The 3,516-nt window shown below is 40.4% G+C and carries 4 protein-coding genes; all 4 read right to left on the reverse strand.

Going from position 1 to position 3,516, the window contains the following annotated elements; genetic code table 11:
- Positions 1-130: 130 nt before the first annotated feature.
- The 4 genes from VF500_RS28885 to VF500_RS28900 all read right to left on the reverse strand — a co-directional run bounded on the left by VF500_RS28885 (position 131) and on the right by VF500_RS28900 (position 3,404).
- A complete protein-coding gene (locus VF500_RS28885) occupies positions 131-1,387 on the reverse strand; it encodes an aspartate kinase (protein WP_330862974.1) in 1,257 nt (418 codons plus the stop codon).
- Positions 1,388-1,921: an RsiV family protein gene (locus tag VF500_RS28890; protein WP_330862975.1), complete on the reverse strand. Its 534-nt coding sequence runs from the start codon at positions 1,919-1,921 to the stop codon at positions 1,388-1,390.
- A 254-nt stretch (positions 1,922-2,175) separates the two neighbouring features.
- Positions 2,176-2,973, reverse strand: a complete 798-nt coding sequence (locus VF500_RS28895) for a DUF3298 and DUF4163 domain-containing protein (RefSeq protein ID WP_330862976.1) — start codon at positions 2,971-2,973, stop codon at positions 2,176-2,178.
- Between the two features lie 11 nt (positions 2,974-2,984).
- Complete coding sequence (locus VF500_RS28900) at positions 2,985-3,404, reverse strand: GNAT family N-acetyltransferase (protein ID WP_330862977.1); 420 nt, start codon at positions 3,402-3,404, stop codon at positions 2,985-2,987.
- Positions 3,405-3,516 lie beyond the last annotated feature (112 nt).

Genomic DNA, 3,516 nt, shown 5'->3' on the forward strand with positions numbered 1-3,516 from the left:
AGTAATTACTCATCTACTCGTTAACTTAGATAATGAAACACTTTATCTCCTTAAGATATACGACAAAAGCGATGCAGAAACTATAACAGACGCCGAATTAAAAGATCTTTTAAATTCAATTAAAAACTAATTACCTCACCACCACCTGTATCGTATTCCTGCTGATCTGTTCCAATAAAATAGTTTTGCCTTCGGTTAATTCTTTGATGGTATTTATCCCGTCGTGACGTACCGTAATAAGTGTTAAGTCACTATTGTACTTCACCTTAAAGTCCTGCTTAAGACCCGTTAAAAGTTTTTCAAAACGTTCCTCATTTAAATCAAAGCAAACTGAAAAACTTAAGGCGGAAGTTTGCATTACGTTTACCTTAACATTGTTCTGGGCAAACAGGCGAAATACATCGCTCAGGTGATCTTCAGTAATAAATGAATAATCCTTGCCCGATACCGACAGCAATACCTGGTTTTGCTTCATGATGATCACCGGTTTGATAAACTGATTGTGTCCATCCTCTTTAATTATTGTTCCTGATGCTGATGGATCTGTGAAGGGCTTTACCAATAATGGGATCCGGGCATTCTGTAAGGGTTTAATGGTTTTGGGGTGGATAACACTTGCCCCGTAATAAGTCATTTCGATGGCTTCGGTGTAGGAAAGTTCATCAAATTTTACGGTATCAGCAAAGTATCTCGGATCAGCATTCAGAATGCCGGGTACATCCTTCCAGGCAGTTACCGACTCTGCGCCCAAACAGGCTGCAAATATAGAGGCAGTATAATCCGATCCTTCGCGACCAAGTGTCGTAGTAAAATTTTCGGATGTGCCACCTAAGAAGCCTTGTGTTACCACGATACCTTTTTCAAGCATCGCCGGAATATCCTTAACAATGCTTGCCTTTGTTTTATCCCATTCAACTATGCCTTCGCGGTAAGTATTATCTGTATGCACGTAACCCCGCACATCAAGCCATTTACTTTTCAGGCCTTCCTTGTTCAGGTAAGCGCTAACAATACGGGTCGACACCAGTTCGCCGATAGATACGATCTGATCGTACACAAAATCGTAGCTATCATGTGGTTCATCTTCAATAGCCCAGTCAATCTCCACAAAAGTATTGGCCACTTCATCAAATACCGGGTGGCCCGGCTCAAATAATCCGCCAAGGATATTGTAATGATATTCCTTGATCTCGTTAAAGATGTCGTGCATATCATCAGCCTGATCCATATAGGCTTTGGTAAGCTTTTCGAGCGCATTGGTGGTTTTGCCCATGGCCGATACCACGATAAGCAATTGTTGGTCAGTATATTGTTTTACAACATTAGCAAGGTTGGTAACACCCGCGGCATCCTTAACCGATGCCCCTCCGAATTTAAAAACAAGCATTTATTTGATGAATTGACTTACAACGGTATTGGGTCGTAATAAATTTTTAATTAATTGATAAGGGATTACCAATTCTATCTCACCTTCCGAATATGCTGTAATTTCATAACGGTTGTAGAGATAAGTAATGCCCTTTGATGTGATATAAAAGTTATTATTCAGCGCAAAAATATCATTTTCGAAATTATAACCGCTTAATTTAGCACGCTTCTGTATCCCCCTTTTTTTACGAAATATCTTTTCGGCAATTGCAGTTAATGGCGCTTTATAATTTCCGATGAAAATATCATCAGCGGTGATCGCTTTGTCGGTTTTAATATCCCAATTTAAAAAGTTGACATTAAAATTGGGATGCGCACCGCGCGACAACTCATCACTTATTTCGAGTACTGCGAGATCTTTTATCTGCAATTTAAAAGCAATTACATGATTAGCCACTAAAGCACCTGTTAACTTGCTTCTATCTATTCTTGTAGTATCTACCGGTGCATTGGTGGTTTTGTTATAAGATTTTACAAAATCTATAAAATCCACATTAGGTTTGTATGCCTGATCAATGTAGCTAAACAGTAAATGATTTAAGGTATCGTTTAATGCTGGTTTGTTTTTTATGGCAGGATATTTAATTGATGTGTAATAACAGTTTTCACTATCGCAATTCAATGAATCTGTTGTTTTGTAGATGTACCTGATAGTATCCGGTCCGGCATTATCAGATACGAATTTCGACTTGCTTCCTTTGCAGGCAAACAACACTAAACTCAGGATCAAAACAAGATAAAATCGCACTACTTAATGAATTGACTTACAACCGAACCCGGCTGTACTAATGATTTGATCTGTGTATAGGGAATAAACAATTCGGTAATACCGGCTGCGTATGGTTTTATGTCGTACTGGTTATACAAAAATTTGATACCAAGGGGCGTAATCGAAAAATTATCGTTAATGGCAAACTTATCGTCCTTGAAAAAATAATTATCCTTAAGTGATGCCGTGGCGTTTAGCTTTTCATTCTTTCTGAAGATCTTTTCGGCAACGGCAGTTAGTTTATCATGATAACCGCTAACAAAAACATCATTAAGTTTAAGGTTTTTACCGGCTTTTGTATCCCAGTTGATAAAAGTGATAGATGTGCCGCCATGAGCACCGCCAGTGTACGAGTAGCCACGCACTTCAAGTGTGGTTAAACTCGAATCCTGGTGGATCATCTTGACAGAATCATCCAGCGTAAAAAACATTCCCGACCGCGAATCATCCTTTTTAAAATCGTCATATGATTTCAGGAAATTTTTGGTCATCAGTTCCAGGCTGCTGTCTGCTTTACCATCCATAGCAAACATCACTGTAAGCTTACGGTTTATAGTATCATTTAAGGCTTTGGCGCCGCCAAAAAACGGGTAGTTAATTTTCACTACTGTACAGGCGCTGTCAGGTTTTGTGCCGCAATCTGCCGCCCGTGCTTTTATTACTTTATAGGCATAGCGCAGGGTATCAAACGACTTTTCAGCAACCTTATTAGGCACTCCCCACTGGCACGATGATACCCCCAGCACAATAAAAAACAACAGGCACAGATTTTTCATAGGTATATGTTTTAGTAGTTTAATAACTGCTCCCTCGAGAGCGAAGCATTTAACCAGCCTGCTTCAATATTCGCGCCGTACTTGTTGTAAAAGTTAATGGCCGGCTCGTTCCAGTCGAGCACCTGCCAAACCATACCGCTAAAACCACGCTCCTTAGCTTCCTGTATCAGCCTGTCGAAAAGCAACTTGCCAATCTTTTTGCCGCGCATATCTTCGGTCACTATCAGGTCTTCCAGATACATACGGCTGCCCTTCCACGTAGAGTAACGGATATAGTATACTGCAAAACCAACAACCAGGCCATTAACTTCGGCAACAAAAGCCTTCCAAACAGGATTTGGGCCAAAGCCGGTCTCTTCAAAATGCTGTAAGGTAACGGTAACCTCTTCGGGTGCTTTTTCATATAGGGCCAACTCGTGTACCAATTCCATTAAGCGCGGACAATCGGCCTGAACAGCTTCCCTGATAATTAGCCCCCCAGCCCCCTGAAGGGGGTGCTGACTTTCAGTTTTATTTTCTGTATTGTTCATTTTCTCTTTTTCT

The sequence above is a fragment of the Mucilaginibacter sp. genome (genome assembly GCF_036383575.1).
Taxonomy (GTDB): domain Bacteria; phylum Bacteroidota; class Bacteroidia; order Sphingobacteriales; family Sphingobacteriaceae; genus Mucilaginibacter.

What these genes read in the sequence shown, in the direction of transcription:
- VF500_RS28900 (WP_330862977.1), bottom strand. Translation starts at nt 3,404, where the DNA reads ATGGAATTGGTACACGAGTTGGCCCTATATGAAAAAGCACCCGAAGAG.
- VF500_RS28895 (WP_330862976.1), bottom strand. Translation starts at nt 2,973, where the DNA reads ATGAAAAATCTGTGCCTGTTGTTTTTTATTGTGCTGGGGGTATCATCG.
- VF500_RS28885 (WP_330862974.1), bottom strand. Translation starts at nt 1,387, where the DNA reads ATGCTTGTTTTTAAATTCGGAGGGGCATCGGTTAAGGATGCCGCGGGT.